Source organism: Clostridium saccharobutylicum DSM 13864 (assembly GCF_000473995.1).
GTDB lineage: Bacteria > Bacillota > Clostridia > Clostridiales > Clostridiaceae > Clostridium > Clostridium saccharobutylicum.
This window is the reverse complement of the sequence record NC_022571.1, coordinates 448,928-472,500: the sequence shown is the minus strand read 5'-3', so window position 1 is coordinate 472,500 and position 23,573 is coordinate 448,928. Positions and strand designations below refer to the sequence as shown.

The window sequence follows — 23,573 nt, the reverse complement described above, 5'->3', positions numbered from 1 at the left end:
TTATTCAATCTATTTTCAAAATTAGATATGATTTCATTCGCCATTGCTTCTACATCATCTTTACATTCTTTATCGAAATATTTATTAACATATAATTTACTTACAACTTCTCCTAACTGATTGTTTACAAATTTTATGCCACTGCCATTGTTTAAATCAGTCGCCTCAACACCATATAACAATTTTTTCAATTCATCACTTGCTTTTCTAAACTTTGATGTTAAACAATTATCTGTATTCATTAATATACTTGTTTTAATGAATTTTTTCATATTATCCAAATTATCTTCAACTATAAAAGAATTGACTAGTTGAACTTCTTTAGGATCTTCTACTATTATTTTATTTGCATTATCAACTTTTAACTTAGATAATAAACATGGAAAATCTATATTAGGAGCTAATTCTTTTAATTCGTCTATAGTATATATGTTATAGCATTTCTCTATTCTCTTGCTATCCATAGCTTCTTCTTCATTAGTTGGTCTGGTTTTCGCAATTTTTTCTTCAACATCATAAAAAGTCTCAGCATTTATCTTAGCGCTTTTTTTATTTTCTCCGTATAAAATATTTAGTTTAGTAAGATAATCTATATATGCTTTTTTTATCTTATTACTTTTTTCATTATTATTTTTATAATACAATGAATTTCCTAAACCAATATTGCTACGCCCTATGTATAATACATTATTTGTACTATCCTTATAATCTGCTCCAACACCTAAATTAATTAATGATTGAAAATATGAAAATTCTTCATCATATAATATGTTTTTAAAATCATCTATATCCTTAATGTCATCAATTTGTTTCATATATTTCTTTATAGGTTGTATTCCTGCTTTATTACGTGCCTTAATGTTTAAATAATTATTATATAAATTAAGAACTTTTATTTCTTCACTATTTTTATCATATATCTTTTTATTTTTTTCAATATCTAAAATTATACTATTTATGTTTCCATTAACTTTCCCACATAATTCTTCAAATGTACCATAGGACACATATCCTTCACTAAGTTTTACATTAGACAACCAGTCTTTATTTACTGCATAATAAAAATCATCCTGTAGTCGCACTTCCTCCATATTTTCATTTTGTATATTACTTAAATTATTTATTTTACTATATTCATAACCATAAACAAGTTTACAATTCATAATTTGAAATATGCATAAAACAATTGCTGTTATATTGAACGAAATTTTTCTTCTCATATTTTTTCTCCTTTGTAGTTTATTGGCTATGTTGCTGCTTTCAAATATATTTCTAATTTAATTTAGAAAGTGCATTATTTGATATACATTATCACTATAGTCTATTACTAGTATTTAATATAATCCCACAAATAATACATAACTTTTAGTTAAATATCACTTGTAAAATTTGCTTTAAAAAATGTGTTATAAAACAAAATGCTTATGATCTACATAAATTGCAAATCATAAGCATTTTATTTATTCAAATAAAAAAGAACAGCTATTTATAGCTGTTCTTTAACTAATCCATTTAAATTGGTGGCTTACCCGGGAATCGAACCCGGGACACCATGATTAAAAGTCATGTGCTCTACCGACTGAGCTAGTAAACCAAATGGCTGGGATGGCAGGATTCGAACCTACGCATAATGGAGTCAAAGTCCATTGCCTTACCGCTTGGCGACATCCCAAAATGGGGTGAACGATGGGACTCGAACCCACGACAACCAGTGCCACAAACTGGCGCTCTACCAACTGAACTACGTTCACCATCAATGGTGCGTTTTAAGGGATTCGAACCCCTGGCCCACGCCTTAGAAGGGCGTTGCTCTATCCAGCTGAGCTAAAAACGCATACTGCAAACTACTGCTGCAACGTTTGTAATTGTATAATATTTAATTATGTTTGTCAACAAACATAATATCAGTTTATTATTTCGTTAATCATTTCGCACTTTTATTTCTAATTTGATATTATGTAAATGTTATTTTTTATAATAAACAATAGATTCTAACTTTTATATAAATATAGTATTAATATAAATAAGCTATATTAATTTCATAAAATAATACTAAGATGGATTCTTAAATATAAATTATTTACTAAAGTTACTTAAATATACACTCCCAAAAATAAGCAACTCATGTTTCTTGTATATATTGTATATATTGTATTGATTGCATATGCAATTCTCATGAGTCAATTTACCTATCTTACCATATAAACGCCATACAGATAAACTATTATATTATAATACATCTTTAAATAAAAACATATAAGAAAATAATGATATGAATACCATACAAACACCATACAATAGTAATTATATCCAGCCATTCAATTTTCATGAACTATAATAGCCATGCCGTTTTTACACAATTCTGAATTTCACTGGTTAGATTCGTTGGTTTTATAGGCTTTTTTCACTTTTGCATATTCACGTAATTTTACATTTTATAATAATCATATCGTCTTCAACTTTATAACTTATGCTTCTGTTTAGGCGCATTCAAAAAATAATAATTTCATCTTTAAATCTCATTTTTCACCAATCAAGAAAACATATTCTTCTAATATCCTTCTATGAAACAAATCCACTTCCTTGCCTGATGAAAAATAATCATTACATTTTAGACTTGTTATTTTCTTTCATGTGCTTTATTATAAATTCTCTAAGCTTATTACTCATAATATCCCCACATATTTATTCATCTTTCTTAGTTCTAGTGTAATAAATATAATAGCTACTATGACTGATAACATTTCTGCACATGGTCCTGCATATAGAACTCCTAAAACTCCAAGAAATTTAGGTAAAATTATCATAAGTGGAACTATAAATAAAGTTTGCTTACATAATGTAAGTATAATTGCTTTTATTGGATGCCCTATAGCCTGAAAAAAAATACATGTTGTAAGTTCAAAACCTATAAACATACAAAGTCTTAAAAAGATCTTAAATGATTTTAACGAAAATTCATTATATAGTAAATCATTTTGGCCGAATAAATTTATTATGCTTTGAGGAAAAAATTGAAATATTATAAATCCTATTATAGATACAATTGTTGCTACTTTTATAAGCATAAAATATGTATCTTTTACGCGAGTAAAGTTTTTGGCACCATAATTATATCCAATAATCGGCTGACCACCTATAGCTATACCTATAACAACTCCTAATAAAATTTCATTAACCTTCATTACAATACCAACTGCTGATATAGGAATATCACTACCATAAATTGATTGTGCACCATAATCCTTAAGCATATTATTACTTACTATTATTATTACTGTTACTGCTAATTGAGTAATTAAACTAGATGCTCCCAAAAGCATTATTTCCTTACTTACATTTATATCAAGTTTTAAATATTCTCTTTTAAACCTGATATTTTTAAACCTCTTAAAATACATTAGAGAAATTATACACGATAAAATTTGTCCTATTACTGTTGCTAACGCAGAACCTTTAACGCCCATAGCAAAAAGAAATATAAATATAGGATTTAAAATAATATTTATAACCGCTCCAATTATCATAGCCAACATAGAATACTCTGGACTTCCATCTGCACGTATTATTGAGTTTAAACCTGCTGCCAATATCATAAAAGGAAGTCCTATTAAGATTATTCTCATATAATCCAGTGCTATAGAAACGTTATTACTTGTAGCTCCAAAACTCCAGAGTAATTTGTCCATAAAAATATATCCAACTGCTAAAAATATCAAACCTAAAATCACCAACAAAACAATTGCATTACCTATTGCCATAGCACCATATTCTTTGTTTTTTTCTCCTAATTTTATACTATAGAAAGCTGCAGCGCCATCTCCTAAAAGCAGCGAAAAGCCCAATGCTAAAACTACAAATGGAAAAGTTACATTCGTAGCTGCATTTCCAATATAACCCATCCCATGACCAATAAAAATCTGATCAACAGTACTATAAAGAGCATTGACTACCATCGCAATGACACAAGGAATTGAGAACTTCATAATAAGCTTGCCTATTTTTTCATTTTCAATGTAATTTTCACTAATTTTCATACTTTCTTCGCTTATTAACATACACCTCTTTCAAACTTCATACTTGAAAGAATAATGCATCCAGTAACTAGAGAGTCAATACTTATTACTAGAAAATTTAGACACATAAAAATAAATATTACATGCATATACTTACACATTTTTATTAATTATTTTATAGGAACTATAAGCTCTGTAACATAATTTTCAGGGTTAGAAGTATTTATTATATCCACAAGATAATTATCTATAGGCTCACCACAAATTTCATGTCCATTTTCAAAAGCATATTCAAACATATTTCTATAAGTATCTATCATGTTATCATAACTTCCATAGTGTATAGCTGTTAGTGCTTTAAATCCTCCAAATTAACCATCCCATCTATTTCTTTTTCTTCAGATACAGATATACAAACTTCAATATCGTACTCATACTTTTCTTTTTCTTCAAAGTCGATACAATTGTCATAATATATTGCCATAGCATTCTTTGTAATATGTAAATTACTTTTTTCCACTAATGAAATCAATTTACAGTATCTAACTGTAAATTCTTCAATAGTACAAGGTCCTTTGCTTCTAATATATGCAACATAAGAAATAGGTATTTCTTTTATCTCAATTTTAAAATCCTTATGTTTTTCCTTTTCACTTTCTTTTATATTAATAATTTTATTTCATCATAATATCGCAGTGTTTTTATTGGAATATTGCATATTTTAGATACTTCTCCAATTTGATAAAGTATTTTATTTTCGCCCATTTTATCATCAGCTCCTCATATATGTTTCTATATGAACGTAATTAAGGTATCAAAAAGAAAATACCAACACTTTATCGAAATGCTAAAGTGTTGGTATTAATAATTATGGTGCACTTAGTGAGATTCGAACTCACGACTTCTGGAAACGCCAAAATTGGTATTTTATGCTATTAAATAGTGCTGAATGGCTTAAATACGTATCCTAATTTGTTCCATAATCCTTAATATTATTACTTAATACTAATATATAAGGGGCAAAAAAGGGGCAAAATTAAACTCCATTTTTATATAACTTCCTCGTAAATTATATTCAATAATGAAATTAAAATTCTCAATTAACTTTAATAATCACCCGTTCAATCAATTAATTAATAGTTCGATATAACGAACGGTTAGCGAACGGTTAGCGAACGGTTAGCGAACGGTTAATTTTAATCCATTAATACATATCTAGTTAGTGATCCTTTACCAGCTTTTTTAATTTTCCCTGACTCTTCTAAGCTTTTAAGTAATCCAAATGCTTTTGTTTTTCCAATATTAAAATTTTCTCTACATTCTTTATTACTAATGCTGCCATTTGCTTTTATATATTCTAAAATATTTATTTCATCATTATTTTGAGGTTTATCTTTAACTAGTATTCTATTACACTCATCATTCGAATTATATTCCTCATTTAAATAATATACTTTTCCTCTTCCATAACCATCTACTATTAGAGTTTCCTTTTCTACTAAATCATGTAATATTCCTGTTATATCATATGAATGCTTATCTATCATTAATTGAATACGTGCATTATTTACACTGCCTTCTAAGTATGATGTTGCAAGGATTAATACCTCATCTTTATTAAATGAATTAAATGCTTTTCCAAATATGCTTTTTAATGATTCCAAACATTCTTCTGGCAGCATAGATATCATCCATAGCTTCAAAGAAACTTGACTTAAATTGGTTTCTTCCTTTAATTCTGGAGTTCTCCAATTTTGTTCATTCCATGCAGATAAAATTTTAGGAAATCCAGATCCTGCACCTTCACCTAATCCTATTAGAGAAAACATCTTTTGAATTCTAGGATTTCTACTTTTAGAATTACCACCTTTAAATATACTTTCTAAATCTATCTTTAAGCTTCCTGGATTAGTAAATTCCAAACTATCCTTAGTTTTTATAATCTTTAATGTTCCCTGTATATTGAAATCAGCATGTATTATCTGATTTACAAATGCTTCTCTTATTGCTTGATGAACTAAAGTATCATCCTTACGCTCTAAATTTTCTAATTTAAATGGTACTTTTACATTGCTTGTCAATTTATTTATTACTGTAAAATAAAAATTATAAAGATTATTTTCCCATGTTCCATCTATAGTAAATCTATCAGACCATCTTTGATTAGAATTTACATCAATTTCTTCTCTAAAATCAAAATTTATCTTTGCAAATAAATCTCTAATATAAAGGCCTTTTCCAAACATAAGCAATCCTGCTACTGTTACGCCTTTAATTTTTCTTCTCCTATCTTCCTTTATTCCACCTAACATTTCGATAAATTCTTCATTATCAAGTGCATTCCAAGGATGATCTGGTTCTCTAGAACTAAACCTATTTCTATATTTCTTTATCGTATCTTCATCTAAATCTTTTATCGTATAATCTTCAAGTATTACTCCGTCATTACCTTCCTCTGATGCATCTCTTATCATAGCATTAACTTCTTCTTCAGTAGATTTATAATCACCCTCTGCATTACGCTTATAAGTTCCTTTATATGGATTTTCATTTAGATATATTGGTTTCTCTTTATAATTAGCTCTTGGAACATTTATTATTAGAACATCCATTCCTTCAATAGTTAATTTTTGTACATCTTCATCTCTTAATAAATTTCGATTAACTTTATTTCCATTTATAGTATTCCAAAAATCTTGTATTCTTTTATCAATATTCTTAACACCTTGAACTTCGAATGTACCTTTTCCTTTATTCTCTTTTATTCCTAAAATAATTATCCCACCATTTGTATTCGCCATAGCAGAGTAACTTTCCCATAAAGAATTAGGAACTTTATTTTCTCCCTCTTTACATTCTACATCAACAGTTTCACCAATTTTTAATATATCTAATAATTCTATATCTGTCATTGTATTTATCACCTTCTTTATATTTTAAAATCTTCTATTTATATTTAAACTTGCCCTCAATATTCATATATAACCATGTATGTAATTAAATTATATACTAATATTATATTTACTAACAGTTCATATACTTTATATCAGCAAATTTACTTAATTATTTTATTTCATATATAAATTATAGACAAATCTATTATTTTTTTAACTTGTTTCTATATTATATTTAAATTATTGCTTCAATTATATATATCTTTAACCTGTTATAATTTTTTTCTTAAGAAAAGACTTGTGGAATCCTCTCTTACATAATACACATATAATAATAAACATAATATACCAAGCTATTATCTCATTATTTATATTCCTAAGGTTTACATAACTACTTAATATTATTAAAATTATTCTAGAGGTGAAATAAATGACACTAGGTGAAAAAATCAAATTTTATAGGAATAAATTAAATTTATCTCAAGAGGAATTAGCTAAAAAATGCAATTTATCTAGAAATGCTATCTATAATTATGAGAAGAATAAACGAAACCCAACAATAACAATTTTGATTACAATAGCTAAGAATTTAAATATATTAACTACTGATTTATTGTATACTAATAATACTGAAAAAACTTCTTTAATTGAATTAGATACTATTAATGAAGAAAAAGAAAATACCAATAACTTAGAATTAGAAATTGCTGAATTATATAATAAATATTTTTTAGACTTATTTAAATGGAAAACAATAAATATGAACCCACATGATTATTTTAAATTTATATTATCCTTATATCCATTAAATGAAACTAATCATCTTACTGAAGAAGATTTGAACGAACTATCAATTTTATTTTATCGATTTTTAACTTTAAAAGTTCATGAGAGAAATGCACTTAATGAAAATAAGGGACTAAATCTTAATCTCATAAAATGCAATTAAACTAAATAATAGTTTCAACGTGAGGTGTGTGTTGAAGAAAAATACGGGACTCTAGATAATTTTGTGTTATTAGTATATTTGTTATTTAAATATTACTGGAAATTTTATGGTCCAGTAATATTTTTTTATTTTTAGTAAATGCTAAAAATATGTTTTATATCCATTTATAGTATTAGTGAAAAATCAGATATTATACATAAAGTTTAGCAAAAAGTACAAGCTATTAAGCTAATTCATCATTTAATTGTTCTTCAAATACTATTGATAATTCTGCTAAAGTACGACCCCAATTTGGTGTTGGTTGAGTCCACTTTTCTATAATTTCCATAGTAGCTAGATAAACACATTTACTTAAAGATTCATCGGTTGGAAATACAGTTCTTGATTTAGTATACTTACGTATTTGTCTGTTAAATCCTTCAAGCGTATTAGTTGTATATATCATTTTTCTTATTTCAGGAGAGAAAGTGAAGAATGTTGATAGGTGACTCCAATTGTTATACCACGAATCTATTACAATAGCATATTTATCTCCCCACTTATCCTTTAAATTATCGAGCTGCGCTAGCGCAAGTTCCTCAGTTGAAGCCTTATAAACACATTTTAAATCTTTAATAAATTCTTTCTTATCTTTTGATGCTATATACTTAACTGAGTTTCTTATTTGGTGAACAATACATGTTTGAATGTTAACTGATGGAAATACAGTTTTAATGGCTTCTGGTAACCCCTTTAATCCGTCCATACATGCTATAAGGATTTCTCGTACGCCTCTATTTTTAAGATCAGTGCATATCTTTAACCAAAACTTAGCACCCTCAGCTTCATCTACCCAACTTCCTAAAATTTCTTTGTATCCTTGCATGTTGTATCCTAAGCATATATAAACAGCTTTATTCATAATCTTTCCATTGCTTCGCACCTTGAAATACATAGCATCCAAATACACTATTGGATAAACTTTATCTAGTGATCTATTTTGCCACTCAACAGCACTTTCCATAACTTTATCTGTAATTCTAGATACCATAGAAGGTGATATTGTTATTCCATATAAGTCCTCTATTTCTGCTTGAATATCACTTGTGGTCATTCCTTTTGCGTAAAGAGAAATCACCTTTTTATCTAATTCTGTACACACAGTTTCGTATTTCTTTATAATTTGTGGCTCAAATTCAGCATTCCTATCTCTTGGTACGTCTAAATCGACGTCACCGAAGGAACTTCTAAGATTTTTGGTACTATATCCATTTCGATAATTCTTTTTTGTAGAATCATTAGTTTCTGCTCTTTGATATTTATTTCTTCCAAGGTGTTCTTCCATTTCACCTTCTAAAATATTTTCTAACACATCTTTAACTAATCTTTGAATTAAACCATTTTTACCCATGACATCATCGATAGTCTTACATTTCTTTACCTCAGCTTTGTAATCAAAGTCATCATCAATTGGTTTTGACATACATATTCCTCCTTTATTCTTTATGTATATTATTCCAAAACTACCAACTGATTATGTAAAAAAACAGTAGATAGTTTTGTTTTTTACACAAAACTATCTACTGTCCCAAAAATACTTAATTCTAACTTAGTATATTTTATTGTATCTATTCATCATTGAAATTACTTCAAACCTCACTTTAAAAATATCATATCTTTACATATTGTATTTTTAAATAATATATCATATTTTACTGATGGGCGGAAGAATGGTGGAACTTTTCATTCTTCCACCCATTTATTAAGTTAAGTAATATCAATCCTTAACAGAATTATCTGGATCTGGATCTGGATCATAATCTTTTATAAGATCAGCTTCCGTTGTATATGCTGTAAAATAATTATTTTCCACGCTCTTAAATCTATCTCTTAATGATGAATTAGTCATAGTCTTAATAGATACATAAAACATATTAAATTTCTGATCACTTTTCCATAACTTCATTAAAACTTTCAAAAGTTAAAATGCTAGTTTTATCTTTTCTATTAGCTTCAATTTCTATTTTAGCTGTTTCTTTAATTACATCTAAAATATCTTTTTTACTCAATTTCTCTTTTTCATGCATTTTTTCACTTAACCAATTTGCAAATTCTTTAGAATACTTAGTTGAATCAATTCTCTTACAATATATTAAATTAGTATCATATCTATTATTTAAACTAAACATATCAGTAATCATATCTTTAGATAACTTAAAAATATCAAATTTCCCATTAATATTTTCATAAACATAAATTGATGTTTCATCAAGAATTTGTTTGATATTATTGATTAATATTTCCCCATTAATAAAATTCCATGATAAATTTAATAAATTCGCTTTTACTTCTTTTAATAATTCTTCTTCATACTGTTTATACTGACCTTCATCAAGTATTATTTTAAATTGAACATCTTTTAATCCATTTAAAAATCTAATAGTTTCTAGTATTAATTTAAAATAATCGAATTTCATTTTCTTTTTCACATAATTCATTAACTCATCTATATCTAATACAAAGTATAGGTTTTCCTTTACTTGTTTTATTTGTTCTAATTTAACTGAAAAATTTCTAATTACATGTTCTAAACTTTCAGCATTATCATCTTTTAGACCTTCCTTTAAACTACTTAAATAGTATTCCAATTGTTTATTAGGAATAATTCCATCGTCATTATCTATGTTATTTTCATAACTAAATAAAACATTTGCTAATATATCCGCAACAAATGTACATGTATTTTTATATACTCCAATCTTTTCATTAACAAAATTAACCCTAATGATTTTTTCTTCTTCATTATTAATTAATTCTTCAAGTTTAATTTTATTATTTTTTACGACTATGAAGTTGCTTTTCTCCTTAAATTTCTTTTCATCATTTGTAATTATATTATTAAAATTTTTACCTTCTGATAAACATACTAAAATTTTATCAACAGTTTCTTTATTATTATTTATCCATTTACTATTAGATCTATTTATTTCATCTTCTAAAATAAAATCGCTTATGCAGTTAAACTTGTTTAATTTATTTTCTATAGGATATTTAGAGCTTACTGCAATTGAAGAATCATACTCAATCCCCATAAATTCTTGTTCTATATCAATCTTATTAAATAGTTCTTTTGCTTTCCTTATTCCTTCATCTGTATCAGCTATTCTTGAAAAAACTACTGTACATTTTTTTCTATCTTGAATCATATCTAAAATGAGATTAATTCCTTTTACATTTTCCTCATTTGGATAAGCAAACAACATTACTTCATCAGCTATTTCACCAATTGCCAATGCACCCCAATTGTTTATTCCAGTTCTTGAGTCAATTAGCACATAGTCTATATTATAATTTTTATATAATTCATCTACCAATTCTTCAATATATTTATTTTCAGATATTCTCTTTTCCTTAAGCGCCTCTAACATTTTTACGTACTTCTTATTTATGTTACCAGTTGGAACTATATAAACATCTCCTGAAGCATTTAGCGGTAATTTTGACACTATTGACGATACCTCTATTTTATCTAGATTATATAACTTACTATATAAATAATTCATTAAACCTTTATCTGATTGAATGCTCTCACTAAATATTTCATTAAAACTTGGCGCTTCAATATCCAAATCTATTAACGCTATCTTCTTTCCTTTTAATGCCAATAAATTTGCTGTTTGCATTAAGGCAATAGTTCTTCCAACTCCGCCCTTATATGAATAGAATGATATCACTTTACAATGCTTATTTTCTTTTTTAGAATTAATTATATTATTTTCATTTTCATCTATAATTGTACCGAAACTTGCTATGGTTGTTTTTCTTTTCTTAGGTTTTTCTATCCCGATAAATTCAGCCTCTTCTACAGTATAAACATTCAAAAAACCTAAATGTATTTTTTCATAATTCTCTAGATTTATATTGAATTCTTCTATCAAACTCTCAATCCGTTTTTGTATTTCATTTATGCTTTCATCTTTTTCTGAAACAATTGTAATGTCCACTCTATTTATATTAATTTTCTCTACGCTTATCCATTCTTTTTCTTTATCTTGTACAAACTGTTTTTCCAATATATTTTGAAGTTCTTGTCTTACGTCTATTTTACGCATCTAACTCACCTCTATATTCCTAGTATTAGCCATAAGCCATTTTAATAAACGCTTAAAGCTTTCATTCCATTTATCAAATAATTCATCTAAATTAGTAATTTGATTTGGTGATACATATCTTAAATCTATAAAACCATTCTTGCTTTCTATGCCTAATGGATATGTAACACTGTTTATTGCCTTCTTGATTTTATTATCATCTGTTAGTAAATTATTCAATATATCAATTTGTTTTATACCAGCTCCAATGTTATGCTGAGGATTGTCAGCACACTTATATGTAGGATACTCTCCTTTTGATAAATTTCCTTGACTCATTATATAGTTAAATTTTTCTAATGTATACCAAAACTTAGCACGTTCTTTTTCAGCACCTTTATTTCTTACTAATAAAAATTTTACATATGTTTCAATTACTACTCCGCCCCAATGCATTATTAGTATTTTAGGAATAGGATTTAAACTCTCTATCTGGCGATATTCTTTAAATCTAGCATTATATGCTGAATAAAAATCTTCTATATCTTCAAAACCTTTGTTATCCATTACGTACTCCTAATTTCTTCTCCATATAAATTATATTTCTATTATATCATATAAATGTAATTTTCTTCCTATAATGAATTTATTTTTATATTTTCCCAATTTGCTTACTATACTTTTAATTACTACTTGAATAATTTCCCTTTAAATACTATCTGAATTAATGAATTAAAGTTAATTTCCATTTCTTACAAACTGTTTTGCATCTCAAATTTCAATTTGTCGACTTGTTTAACGAAGTCTGCAAATTGATTTTGAAGTTCTATTGGAGGTATATAAACATCTATCTTTTTAAATTCTTCAGCATTTATATTAGCCATACCAACAATATTTTTAGCCATATTTAGTAACCTTGATTTAATATACTTCGAGTTCATATATGTAGAAATAAATTCTCCATTCGCCCTTTCATTTGGAATAGCTTTAACCAAATATCCTGCATAAGCCATAGGCTCCTCTTCTTTATAAACTGCTGTCTTTCCAACCAACTCTTTACTATTAGTTCTATTAAATAGAACTTCACCTTTATAAACTAAATATTTTTCTTGCTCTTTTTCATCTAGGTCAACATATTTCATACTACTAAAATCCCATTGACCATTATAAGTAATATTGTTCATACGTAAAACTTTAAACTCACCATTTTTCTCATCAGCTTTACTACCTGTTCCATATTGAGTTTTTATAACAATATCTGCTATCTTTCCTTTTTCCCATCCTTTTGGATTTAAAGCGGGATCGCCAAACATCTCGATAAATCTCGATTTGACTCTCCAATCTAAAGTTTATCCACCACACTATCCAATATACTTTCTATGTGAAATCTTAACATTATTCTGATTTACCATTGCATATTGCAATGTTGTATCTATTTTTTGATGTCCTAAAAGCCTTTGTACCTGCTCTATAGGCATCCCCTTATCAATAGCTCTTGTTGCTAATGTTCTTCTAAACTTATGTGGATGTACCTTATTAATCTTAAGTTTTCTTCCAAGTTTCCTCATCCTAATTTCAACGCCACTAATCTGCAATCTATTATATGGTTTTATCAAAGAAACAAATAATGCTTTATTATTATCTTTTCTACTATTCAGATAGTTTTGTAAATGAATTTTGGTTCTTGCATCAAAATAAACCTTGCGTTCCTTGTCACCTTTACCAAAAACAACACATTCTCTTTCATTAAAATCTATATCATGAATATTAAGTTTTACAAGCTCACCAACACGCATTCCTGTAGAATTTAATAAATCTATAATTGCTAAATCACGAAGTTCTTTACAGTTATCACGTAATATTTCTAAATTTTCATCACTATATGTTTCTTTTACTGCTTTACCAGTTTTAATTTTATGAATACGCCTTACTGGATTTTTCAATATATAGTTCTCATCTTCAAGCCATGAAAAAAAACTTGAAAGAATCCGTCTAATATTATCAAGATTTACTTTACTACATAAACTTTTCTTCTGATAATCAGCTAAATATTCTCGTAAATCCTCAGTTGTAATATATTTTATATTCTTCTCTATTATCTTTAACATATTTTCTATAGTTGATTTATAATATTTTATAGACTTCTCTGAACAACCTTCAACTTGCTTTGCACAAATAAATATGCTTAAATAATCCATTTCTTTTTCTGAATATAGTTTTTCTTTATTACTTTCTAATCTACCTAAACTATTTACTAGCACCTTATGTAGCTCTTCCATCTGAATATTGTTAAGTATATTCGATATTTCTTGTTCAATTTCATTAATTAGCTTTCCTACCATAATTCTCAACTCCTAATCTTTAATTTATTATGGTATATTGCCAATTACTTACCTTGTTATTCCATATCTGTTTATTTAATTGAACAATTCTCCTTTAAAAGCTCTTTGCATTAATGAATTGAAGTTATTCTCCATTTCCTCTAAACTCTTTTGCATTTCAAATTTCAATTTGTCGACTTGATTAATGAAGTCAGCAAATTGATTTTGGCGCTTCAAGTCTGGCATCAATATTTCTAAACCTTTAATCATTGATAGATTTAAATTTTTCTGCCTCACACCTCGTTGCTGGCTTTTATAAAAATCTTTTCCTATCTGAATACAATAATATACATAAATCGTATTTACTAACTTCTCATCTAATTTGGAATAAGCAATTGCTTGATTACAGCTGCATTCTATCATGTTAATTGTAGACTTTAGTGCTGCTGTATCATACATTCCTAATAGCAAACTTCCTTTTTCTATAATTTTTGCTGAAGACTCTTTTATTGCTAATTCTGTTATCATTTCAACGCTCTTAAAACAATACATATTATTTAATTCACCTGATGATAACCATGGAATATTTCCATTATAATACTCATTATTAGAACGTGAAGGTGTCCCTCCCGTCTTCCACTCTCCAACCTTTCCTAATTCAGCTTTAAGCAAATTCATTGGATTTCTAATCGGATCGCCAAACATCTCGATAAATCTCGATTTGACTAATTCATCTAATAGCTTAATAGATTCCATTCTCTTTTCTAAAGCCTTTTCAGACTTTTCTAAAACATTAATTATTTTCTTTTGAATCTCTAATGGTGGAATTATTATTTTAAGATTCTTTAAGTCATTTATTGAAAAGCTTGCTTGATTAACAGATTTTTTCGTTATCCTAGGTAATTGAATTTTAAACCTTTTAGTATTTAAAAAATAGTATGCATACTTTGATAAAATAATCTCATTATTAAATCTAATACATAATAAATTCATACCATGTATAATTTCTATATTACAATTTTCATAAATAGCTACCTTACCTAAATGTTTCTCACTATTTATATGAGACATTAGTATATCTCCTTGTTGCAATAGGTAATCTTTATATTTTCCTAGTTCTTCTATACCAGCATATCCAAATTTATTTATATCTATAAATGAATTAGATATTGTCTCTATTCTAGTAATTGGATATCCTCCATCTTCTCCTTGTTTTATATTTGCTCCATTTCTAATTATAGATGTTGCATTATCAAGTGTATCCATTTTCCAATCTTTTGGTAACTCAATATTCTTCATATTACTTCACCATTCCCCTTAACTCAGCTATATCCTCTAAAATTGACTTTTCTAACTCTTCAATCTTCCCCAATATAACCTCTGGCTTTTCATAAACAACTTCTTCATACTCAATTACCTTATACTTATTTATAGAAAGATCATAATCATTACCCACTATTTCTTCTTTATCAACCCAGAACCACTTATCTTCTTTACCTGGTTCTAAAGTATTATCCTTTTTTATAGCTCTCCATTTTTCAATTATATCTGAAATATCTCCATCATTATCAAGTTTGTTTCTCTTATCATCTAGTGAATATCCATCACTTTGCATATCATAGAACCATACTTTATTTGTTTCTCCACCCTTAGTAAACATAAGAATAGCTGTCGATACTCCTGCATATGGCTTAAATACTCCTGAAGGCATTGATATTATACCTTCTAATGCATTTTCTTCTACTAAAGTCTTTCTTATTTCCTTATGTGCTTTTGTTGAGCCAAATAAAACTCCATCTGGTACTATAACTGCACATCTTCCACCTAAATCTAATATTCTATTTATAAGTTTCATATATAGTAATTCTGTTTTTGTAGTTTTGGCTCCTTTAGATAATGTAGGATTTATGTCACCTTCATCTATGCTTCCTTTAAATGGAGGATTTGCCAATACTAAAGTGTATTTATTTTCTTCTTCATACATTTTTGACATAGTATCCATTTGTCTAACATTAGGATTATCTATACTATGTAACATTAAGTTCATTGAAGCTATTCTTACCATTGATGGATCAAAATCAAATCCATAGAACATACTTGTTCTAAAATGCTCCCATTCTTCATTACTCATCATGTCTCCAATCCTATTATGAAGATTTCCTTCTTCATCTGTAAATACACTTTCTGGTCTTGTGTATTTTTCCAAAACATATTCTAAGCAGTTAATTGGAAATCCTGCTGTACCACAAGCTGGATCACATATTATATCATCACTTGATGGATCCATTAATTCAACCATCATTCTTATTATGTGTCTAGGTGTTCTAAACTGACCATTTACCCCTGATGTTGCAAGTTTAGATAATAGGTATTCATATAAATCTCCTTTAGTATCTGAATCATCCATATTTATTCCATCAATAAGTCTAACAGATTCTTGAAGTAAAGATGGCTTTGGCACCATAAATACTGCATCCTTCATTTCAGCTGTAAAGCTAGATGCTTCTCCTCCCATTGCTTTTATAAATGGAAATACCTTTTGAGATACTACATCAAACATTTTTTCAACATCTAAATGCTTAAACTGACTCCACTTTAATAATTCTAAGTTAAAACTAGATTCCTCTGAATCCTTATTTTCAGCTTTCTGCTTTTCACTTAACTCTAAGAAAAGGGATTTATATGGTTTTCCCATTCTATTTGCTCTTTTTTCCTTAGCATTATCTATATCATCTAATCTCTTTATAAATAAAAGATATGATATTTGTTCTATTACAGTTAAAGGATTAGAAATCCCCCCTGACCAAAAGTTATTCCATAGTTTATCAATTTTACTTTTTATATCTGTACTTAACATTTCTTTAGTTCCCTTCTTAATTAAGATGTATATGTTGCTTTAAATGGTGCTATCAAATCAAAAACTTCATCCGCCATTCTTCCAAATATTCCATCTACCCCATTTGGATTAAATGAAGTATATGGTGCTGCAAATAAAGCTGCAAATGATATTCCTTTATTCTTTGCAATATCGTTCTTTATTATTTCTAAAGTCTTAATTTGAGTAGCATTCATCTTATTATGATGGTTTTGAATAAATACTTCAAACCTTTTATTTAATTCCTCTTCATCTACTCCAACAAATTTTCTAATAATACCAACTATATCCTCTTTATCGATATCAGTTTTGCTTGATAATTCATCTACGCTATAAACAAAATCTTCTCCAAATATTGAATAGATATTTTCAATTTCAGCTTCAGTAAGTTTTTCACCTTTTCTAATTTTATAAATTACTATCTGATTGTTTAATCTATCTTCAATGGCTCCTTTTACTCTTTTATCATAAGGCTCCATATTTGCTCCATAAAGAACTGAACCTGCACTTATTTCTTTTATTACTCCACCAGTATCCTTAATATCGAATACTACAAAATGGCTAGCTATTGTCCCTTTATGTTTCATTAGGTTTCTTAAATCTAATCTAATTTGCTCTAATCTTTCAAAGCTTAATTCTTCCCATCCTGAAGGCTGTAACAATGATTTAACTAATTCTCTTTTTTCATCAAACCAATTTAAATTTAATTTAAGCTTGGACAGCTTCTCCATTACACCATTAATCTCTCTAACTAATGCGTCCTTATCATCTATAACATTATAATAAAGAATTCTATAAATTGAATTATCAAAAGTTAAAGCATCTGAATTATCCTTTGCTTCAATCCACTGAATTAATGGAGCTATTTCTAGTTTTATTTTTTTAATAAAATCTTCACTTAAGTGATTCCAATATTCCTCTTTTTTAACTTGCTCAATTTTCTTTCTGTTCTTCTTAATTTCAATACTTTTCTCTGGCAGTTCATTTATATCTGCTTTAAGCTTTTCTGCAAAGTCTTTATATATAACTTCTTCCTTTGCTTTCTTATATTCTTCTAACAGCTTGCACATCAATTCAAATCTAACCTGCAAAGATGTTTTTTGTGGTTTTGGCACAAATCCTTTTGGATTCATATCAAAAAACTCAAAGTTTTTATAACAATCAAATATAACAAATTCATTTTTATCTTTTGCGTCACCAAATAAATTATCACATCTTCTTGTTCCTCTTCCTATCATCTGCCAGAACTTAACTTTAGAATAAATAGGCTTAGCAAATACTAAGTTAACTATCTCAGGCACGTCTATTCCTGTATCTAATAAATCAACTGAAATAGCTATTCTAGGAAAATCTTCATCCTTAAATTTTTGAATAAGGATTGCTTTTTCTGTAATATCAGAATAAATTACATCTGAAAGTTTTCCTTTATATTGTGGATACATATTATTAAATAAAGAGTTTAAAAAATCTGCATGCTTTTTATTTTTAGCAAATATAATTGTTTTTCCTATATGGTCACCTACTTTTATACCATTATCCATTAAACTTTTTAATATAAATCTATTTGTATCTTTATTGGTTATCTTTTGCTCCAAATCATTTTTATTATAGTCTATATCTTCACCATCATATCCTTCTTCATCAACTTTCTGCCTTTGATCTTCTGTCATTTCATTATACTTTATACCTTTTCTTAAAAAGTTAGTGCTGGCATCAAAGACTCTTGGTTCAATAAGATATGGTGGTACATGCTCCCATGCTTTATCAATTGGGAAATTAAAAGTAGGATCTTCATCATCACAATTAAATAAATCAAAGGTATTTCTTTCAATAAAATCAATTGGTGTCGCAGTAAGCCCTATAATATGTGCATCAAAATATTCTAAAATATCTCTATAAACCTTATATACACTTCTATGAGATTCATCACAAATTATTAAATCAAAAAATCCCACACTGAATTTACTATAATAATTAATCATAGTTTGATATGTTGCAAAATATAAAGTAGCTTGCCTATTATCAGAATTTTTGCCTGTAAATCTACAAGCTAATTGCTCAGGCATAAAAGTTTTAAAACTATTCTTGTCCTCTTTAGCTTGCTTAACCAATTCATCTCTATCAGCTAAAAATAAAACCCTCTTAGCAAAATTTGCTTCCATTAATCCTTTAGTTAAAGCAATAACAGTTCTCGTTTTACCTGTACCAGTAGCCATTACAAGAAGAGCTTTTCTGTATCCATTAGAATATTTCTCATATACTCTTTTAATGCCTTCAATTTGATATGGTCTACCTGCTATGTTTTTATCTATCTCAATCTTATTTAAATCCTTCATATATTTATGTTTAAAAAACAATTCATCTAAATCTTCTAATGTATAGAATCCCCATATTTGCCTTGGTTCACTATACTTATCATCCCACATATATATTTCATATCCATTTGTATAGAATACAATAGGACGCACCTTATAATCTCTTTCAATTGTATTTGCATACTCAACAGCCTGCTGACGACCTATAATAGGATCAACAGATGTTTTCTTTGCTTCTACTACTGCAATAGGATTTCCCTTTTTATCAAATAACACATAATCAGCATAACCTTTTTTCCCTGATTCCTTGTGATTTTCTAAAGGAAATTCAAGCTTTACCAATTCCTTATTATTAATATCCCAACCTGCATCATTAAGCATTATATCTATAAGCTTCTTTCTAGTTTCTGCTTCATTAAGATCTAATGTTTCTTCTACTTCTTTTTGCACAACCTTGTCCGCTTCAGTTTCAATAGCTACTTTTCTTTCTTCCTTAACTGAACTTACTTCTTTAGTATGTGCTTCCTTAATATCTTCTTTTTCCTTAGAATAATCTTCAATATTATACACAGGTGCTTTAACTGTAGATACTTTAGGAATCTTGTACGTTAAAGGCTTAATTGATGTATCCTTAGTTACTTTTATATAAAACCATGCAGATATCCTATACATAGCTATTAAACATTCTTTAGCTGATTCCTTATTTTCATAAATACCATGATTTGCCTTATTTCCATAACGTCTTACTATATCAAACAAATCAGGAATAGCTTGATTTATATTTATATTCCTTAAAAGCTTTATTTTGTCATCTTGAGTTGCAAATCTATCAGCTTCAACTTTATATGCTGCTAATACATAATCAATTATTTGCTCTCCAAACATACGCATCTTAAGCATTGACGCATTATTATCTGTATGATAATAATTTTCTGCTTGTTTACCTAGCTTAGCTAATTTCATCCATTTTTTATTTAAGAAATCAAAGTTAGACATTATTTTCCCCCCTACATTCTAATAATTTATCTACATTTTATACCTCATTCAAAACTATATATATTTGTTCTTATTTTCACATTAATTTCTAAATAATATCTATACTTAAAATAATATCATAAATATTGTTCATTTCTACAATATAATGTAATTTTATATATAATTAAAGGTAGCAGCACTCACTTCCTTATGCTCACTACCCTCATAATTCATTTATATTGTTCTTATACAATTATAATTTTACCATTAATGATATAAATCAAATCACTTAACCAAAGCCCCACTTTCATCAACCTTCCACCCATCAGGAGTAACACAATCACAATACATCTTTCCATTCTCATCAAAAGCATAACACCCACTATCAATACATTTCCGCAAAGGCTTGTCCTTGCTCCCTCTAACCATCTTGCATTCATCATCTAAGTAATACCAAGCCTTATCATTTTCATCATAATACCAGGAATCTTGCAAAGCATATCCATTATCATCGAAGATATACCAATCCCCATCAATTTCCTTCCATCCGTTAGCTGATGTATAATAATATTTGTTTATAGGATCAGTTGTATACCACCATCCAACATCATTATGATTCCACCCAATTTTCCATTCCCCATCACTAGAACCATCAGCTCCAACTAACCCACTAACAATAGCTTTTGCAATTACTTCTGGATTATAAACTTCTGCATCATAACTATCAGCAAATAAACATTCAACTAGTATTGCAGGCATTACAGTTTTACTGAGAACAATGAAATTTCTTGTTTTCACACCCCTGTTAGGTAAATTCAAAGCACTTGATAATTCATTACATACTTTCACAGCATATTGATTAGCTACTTCTGATTTTCCAAATACTAATACTTCTGGACCAGTTCCTTCTCCTGCATTAATATGAATCTCCACATAAAGTTTTATATCTTTTGTTTCTGCTATCTCATTTGCTTGATTCGACCTAATAAAACAATCCTCACAGTTATAGCTGTTGCTCTTATCAATTCTAAGTAAATTAACTCCATATCCTTTCTCCTGCAAATACTCTGCTACTAAATCTCCAATCTGCCTAGTGCATTCACTTTCATCCAACCTATCAATAACTCCACATCCAATATTACCACTCGCAGTATGACCTACAGCTATTATAAAATTACTCATTTTACACCTCTCCTCTACAATCTTTAATTTTTTTATATTTACATCTAAGTTATATGTTTTTTAACCATATATACTATATGTAAAGGTTAATTTAACTTCAACCACAATATATGTAAATTTATTAGTGTAATTCACAACTCTTCATTGAAGAAGGAGGTTTATATGGATTTTAATTATATTGAAGATTTAGTTACCAAATGTAAAAATAATGATGAATCAGCAAAAGAAAAATTAGCAGCAGAATTTAGGCCTCTAATCTACAATATTTCTAAAAGAACTTTCATTGATGGATATAAACAACATGACATTATCCAGGAATGTTACCATTCACTTTTTAAATCTGTTCATATGTACAATTTAGAGAAGCATAGATTTGTTGCTTATGCCACCAATGCAATTAAAAATAATATGAGTGATTTAATCAAAAGAATTAAAACCAGAAGATCTACTGAAGGTAATGATGCTCTAAGTCTACATGATAATTTTGAAAAAGACATTCCTTCACATGAAATTTCACCTGAAGTTTCATTATGTGAAATGTGTGATTATGAAGATTTAAGACTGGCTCTAAAAAATTTAAATGAAGAAGAAAAAGAGCTTATAGATTTTGTATTCTTTAGGAATAATACAGTTCTACATTATGCTCATTTAAAAAACATGTGCTATTCTACTGCCATTGTAAAAAAGAAAAATATTCTCAAAAAACTCCTTAATAATATTTCTATTTACTATAAAACATCAAACGCTTAACAGCTCCAAGGTTACCTTGGAGCTGTTATTTTTATTATAAAAACTTGAATAAATGACTTGTATTTTAACTAGATCTATATATAAGTATTACATTATTCAAAGCTAAAATTATTGATAACCTCTGTAGTCTTATCAACATAACTATCAACAACTTCATCAATTCCATCACAAATATATTTCAAGCTACATCCTACACATTTATCTAATATCCCATCGTCAAGTAAAGAACACCTAAGCTCATCATTAAAAGTAGAATTTCTAATAGCAAGAGCTATCTGCTTTTTATCAAAGATTTCTCCTTCTTCTGATTTAATTTTAATTTCATCCTTAACCATATTACAACACACTCCATAATTTATTTGTAGCTTCAAAAAATCTATCTGCTACTATTATGGATATATGTTTTATTATCTAAAATAACATTAGAATAAACACTATTTTTTATACTAGCATCCTTTCATCCCTCATTCTTCAAGCATATTCTTAAGAATATATATTCTTCTATGGTAATATTCTAAAAAATAAATATGTTAAAGAATATTACCATATTAGAATATTCTCCATTTTTACATATATCATAAGTGAGAGTCCAACTCTTGTATTTAGTTAATCGAACTTACTAAACTAACAAATGTGAGTCGAGTTTCCTATAAAATTTAGTAAAGGAGAATACTTATGGTTAAGAGAAAACAAAATGAACCACCACAAAATGATTTTGCTCCTAGTGAAAATGAAGAAATACTTGGCTTTACATCTGAATCAACTATACCTGGTCAATGTATTTCATCTTTTTCATTTGATGATGATACAACAGCAGAAAATATTAATGTAACTAATACTAAAAATAATTCATCTTTAGAATCCAATAATGCTACTTCCAGCATTTCATCTAATAATAAAACAGACTCTACAAATGACAATAATGTATCTAATGCTAAAATCCTTACAGATAACAGAAAAACTTCTATAGTAAATGGCATGATTCCACCTATTGATGGCGAATCACTAGATACTAAAAGGACATATATGCTTAGAGCTTCTACTGTTAGAAAAATCAATGAACTTAAGAGTATACATCCTGAGTTAAATACTTATGTTAGCACTATTGTAGATTTAGCTATAGCTCACTATTATAATTACATAGTCAATGAAGGTGGAAAACAATAATCATTCTGCAGTTATTATTTATAATAATTTTTATTACCCACAATAAAATTGTTTATGTA

General features: G+C 27.7%; 20 protein-coding genes and 4 tRNA genes (1 of these 24 cut by a window edge). 3 read left to right on the top strand and 21 right to left on the bottom strand.

Features of this window, described 5'->3' with window-relative positions; translation table 11 throughout:
- The 10 genes from CLSA_RS02235 to CLSA_RS02200 all read right to left on the bottom strand — a co-directional run.
- On the bottom strand, positions 1-1,220 hold the 5' portion of the coding sequence (locus CLSA_RS02235; RefSeq protein ID WP_022743775.1) for a M13 family metallopeptidase. The gene continues 832 nt to the left of window position 1, outside the view; 1,220 of the gene's 2,052 nt are visible here — the first part of the coding sequence; it begins with the start codon at positions 1,218-1,220; its stop codon lies beyond the left edge, outside the window.
- A 298-nt stretch (positions 1,221-1,518) separates the two neighbouring features.
- Positions 1,519-1,594: transfer RNA gene (locus CLSA_RS02230), tRNA-Lys, on the bottom strand.
- Positions 1,595-1,597: 3 nt separating this feature from the next.
- Positions 1,598-1,672, bottom strand: a tRNA-Gln gene (locus CLSA_RS02225).
- Between the two features lie 3 nt (positions 1,673-1,675).
- Positions 1,676-1,751: transfer RNA gene (locus CLSA_RS02220), tRNA-His, on the bottom strand.
- Positions 1,752-1,757: 6 nt separating this feature from the next.
- A tRNA-Arg gene (locus tag CLSA_RS02215) sits at positions 1,758-1,834 on the bottom strand.
- 832 nt (positions 1,835-2,666) lie between these two features.
- Positions 2,667-4,037, bottom strand: coding sequence for an MATE family efflux transporter (locus CLSA_RS02210; protein ID WP_236903281.1), 1,371 nt, complete (start codon positions 4,035-4,037; stop codon positions 2,667-2,669).
- 149 nt (positions 4,038-4,186) lie between these two features.
- A complete protein-coding gene (locus CLSA_RS23710) occupies positions 4,187-4,336 on the bottom strand; it encodes a GyrI-like domain-containing protein (protein ID WP_022743773.1) in 150 nt (49 codons plus the stop codon).
- Positions 4,337-4,365: 29 nt separating this feature from the next.
- A complete protein-coding gene (locus CLSA_RS23705; protein ID WP_022743772.1) occupies positions 4,366-4,536 on the bottom strand; it encodes a hypothetical protein in 171 nt (56 codons plus the stop codon).
- Between the two features lie 140 nt (positions 4,537-4,676).
- Entirely contained in the window at positions 4,677-4,781 is a 105-nt protein-coding gene (locus tag CLSA_RS23700) for a MerR family DNA-binding transcriptional regulator (protein WP_236903279.1), read from the bottom strand.
- A 431-nt stretch (positions 4,782-5,212) separates the two neighbouring features.
- Positions 5,213-6,928 carry an ATP-binding protein gene (locus CLSA_RS02200; protein ID WP_022743771.1) on the bottom strand — a complete coding sequence of 572 codons (1,716 nt, stop codon included), beginning with the start codon at positions 6,926-6,928 and terminating at the stop codon, positions 5,213-5,215.
- A gap of 412 nt (positions 6,929-7,340) precedes the next feature.
- On the opposite strand from CLSA_RS02200, the gene CLSA_RS02195 reads away from it, so the two are divergent.
- Positions 7,341-7,859, top strand: a complete 519-nt coding sequence (locus CLSA_RS02195) for a helix-turn-helix domain-containing protein (protein ID WP_022743770.1) — start codon at positions 7,341-7,343, stop codon at positions 7,857-7,859.
- A gap of 223 nt (positions 7,860-8,082) precedes the next feature.
- Here CLSA_RS02195 and CLSA_RS02190 read toward each other — a convergent pair whose 3' ends face one another.
- From CLSA_RS02190 to CLSA_RS02145, 10 genes are all read right to left on the bottom strand, one after another.
- Positions 8,083-9,321, bottom strand: a complete 1,239-nt coding sequence (locus CLSA_RS02190) for an IS256 family transposase (protein ID WP_022743471.1) — start codon at positions 9,319-9,321, stop codon at positions 8,083-8,085.
- 294 nt (positions 9,322-9,615) lie between these two features.
- Positions 9,616-9,804, bottom strand: a complete 189-nt coding sequence (locus tag CLSA_RS02185) for a hypothetical protein (RefSeq protein WP_022743769.1) — start codon at positions 9,802-9,804, stop codon at positions 9,616-9,618.
- Positions 9,785-11,950 (bottom strand): tyrosine-protein kinase family protein, encoded by a 2,166-nt coding sequence (locus tag CLSA_RS02180; protein WP_022743768.1) that lies wholly within the window; start codon positions 11,948-11,950, stop codon positions 9,785-9,787. The genes CLSA_RS02185 and CLSA_RS02180 overlap by 20 nt, the downstream gene beginning before the upstream one ends.
- Entirely contained in the window at positions 11,951-12,496 is a 546-nt protein-coding gene (locus tag CLSA_RS02175; RefSeq protein ID WP_022743767.1) for a hypothetical protein, read from the bottom strand. It abuts the gene before it with no gap.
- Positions 12,497-12,681: 185 nt separating this feature from the next.
- Positions 12,682-13,242 (bottom strand): restriction endonuclease subunit S, encoded by a 561-nt coding sequence (locus CLSA_RS02170; RefSeq protein ID WP_022743766.1) that lies wholly within the window; start codon positions 13,240-13,242, stop codon positions 12,682-12,684.
- A gap of 48 nt (positions 13,243-13,290) precedes the next feature.
- Positions 13,291-14,271, bottom strand: coding sequence for a site-specific tyrosine recombinase/integron integrase (xerA, locus tag CLSA_RS02165; RefSeq protein ID WP_022743765.1), 981 nt, complete (start codon positions 14,269-14,271; stop codon positions 13,291-13,293).
- A gap of 75 nt (positions 14,272-14,346) precedes the next feature.
- Positions 14,347-15,549 carry a restriction endonuclease subunit S gene (locus CLSA_RS02160; RefSeq protein ID WP_022743764.1) on the bottom strand — a complete coding sequence of 401 codons (1,203 nt, stop codon included), beginning with the start codon at positions 15,547-15,549 and terminating at the stop codon, positions 14,347-14,349.
- 1 nt (position 15,550) lies between these two features.
- On the bottom strand, positions 15,551-17,107 hold the full coding sequence (locus CLSA_RS02155) for a type I restriction-modification system subunit M (protein WP_022743763.1): 1,557 nt from the start codon (positions 17,105-17,107) through the stop codon (positions 15,551-15,553).
- Between the two features lie 20 nt (positions 17,108-17,127).
- Positions 17,128-20,436 carry a type I restriction endonuclease subunit R gene (locus CLSA_RS02150; protein WP_022743762.1) on the bottom strand — a complete coding sequence of 1,103 codons (3,309 nt, stop codon included), beginning with the start codon at positions 20,434-20,436 and terminating at the stop codon, positions 17,128-17,130.
- Positions 20,437-20,700: 264 nt separating this feature from the next.
- Positions 20,701-21,597 carry an N-acetylmuramoyl-L-alanine amidase gene (locus CLSA_RS02145; RefSeq protein ID WP_022743761.1) on the bottom strand — a complete coding sequence of 299 codons (897 nt, stop codon included), beginning with the start codon at positions 21,595-21,597 and terminating at the stop codon, positions 20,701-20,703.
- A gap of 162 nt (positions 21,598-21,759) precedes the next feature.
- Here CLSA_RS02145 and CLSA_RS02140 point away from each other — a divergent pair, with 162 nt between their 5' ends.
- A complete protein-coding gene (locus CLSA_RS02140; RefSeq protein ID WP_022743760.1) occupies positions 21,760-22,347 on the top strand; it encodes a sigma-70 family RNA polymerase sigma factor in 588 nt (195 codons plus the stop codon).
- A gap of 92 nt (positions 22,348-22,439) precedes the next feature.
- Here CLSA_RS02140 and CLSA_RS02135 read toward each other — a convergent pair whose 3' ends face one another.
- A complete protein-coding gene (locus CLSA_RS02135; RefSeq protein ID WP_022743759.1) occupies positions 22,440-22,682 on the bottom strand; it encodes a hypothetical protein in 243 nt (80 codons plus the stop codon).
- A gap of 340 nt (positions 22,683-23,022) precedes the next feature.
- On the opposite strand from CLSA_RS02135, the gene CLSA_RS02130 reads away from it, so the two are divergent.
- Positions 23,023-23,514, top strand: a complete 492-nt coding sequence (locus CLSA_RS02130; protein ID WP_022743758.1) for a hypothetical protein — start codon at positions 23,023-23,025, stop codon at positions 23,512-23,514.
- The last annotated feature ends 59 nt before the right edge of the window (positions 23,515-23,573 follow it).